This window comes from Corallococcus sp. AB045, from assembly GCF_003668895.1.
Classification (GTDB): domain Bacteria; phylum Myxococcota; class Myxococcia; order Myxococcales; family Myxococcaceae; genus Corallococcus; species Corallococcus coralloides.
Map to the genome: position 1 here is coordinate 1 of NZ_RAWN01000434.1, position 641 is coordinate 641.

Annotated in this window: 2 protein-coding genes; both read right to left on the reverse strand. The window is 66.6% G+C overall.

Annotation, left to right across the window (positions count from 1 at the left end; genetic code table 11):
- The coding region (locus D7Y21_RS41340; RefSeq protein WP_199735617.1) for a biopolymer transporter ExbD at positions 1-190 on the reverse strand (190 nt) is incomplete at its 3' end.
- Between the two features lie 16 nt (positions 191-206).
- On the reverse strand, positions 207-617 hold the full coding sequence (locus D7Y21_RS41345) for a biopolymer transporter ExbD (RefSeq protein ID WP_120599766.1): 411 nt from the start codon (positions 615-617) through the stop codon (positions 207-209).
- Between the last annotated feature and the right edge of the window lie 24 nt (positions 618-641).

Genomic DNA, 641 nt, shown 5'->3' on the forward strand with positions numbered 1-641 from the left:
CCGGAGGCGGAGGCGTGGTGTCCTCCTTCTTGTCCGGCTTCGCGGGCACGTTCATCCACAGGTTCTTGGTCATCAGCGGCGTGACGACCATGAAGATGATCAGGAGGACGAGCACCACGTCCACCAGGGGCGTCACGTTCATCGTGGGGCGGACGCCGCCGCCCTTGTTGCCACCGACGTCGAAAGCCATGGCGCGTGCCTCCCCTTCAGTTCTTCTTCCGGTCGATGACCTGGAGACTGATGCCCGGGAACCCGATGTCCTGCATCGCCTTGAACACGCCGCGCACCTGCGCGTACGCCACGCCCCGGTCCGCCTTGAGCACCACGGGCGCGTCCGGCTTCGCCTGGTGCAGCGCCTTGAGCTCCACCACCAGCGCGTCCCGGGTCAGTTGCTTGCGGTCCAGATAGAACGACCCGTTGGACGCCAGGCTCACCGTGGTGGGCTCCAGGTTCTTGTTCTCCGGATCCGGGTTCATCGCCGCGGGCAGCTCCACCGCGGCGCCGGCCTCCAGTTGCGGCGTGACGACCATGAAGATGATCAGGAGGACGAGCACCACGTCCACCAGCGGCGTCACGTTCATCTCCGGCGTGAGGCTGCTCTTACGCGTGGCCGACATCGCCCGCCTCGGTCCGCGTGGAGA

Bases quoted from the DNA above. Each gene is read 5' to 3' on its own strand.
- D7Y21_RS41345 (WP_120599766.1), bottom strand. From the start codon at position 617: ATGTCGGCCACGCGTAAGAGCAGCCTCACGCCGGAGATGAACGTGACG.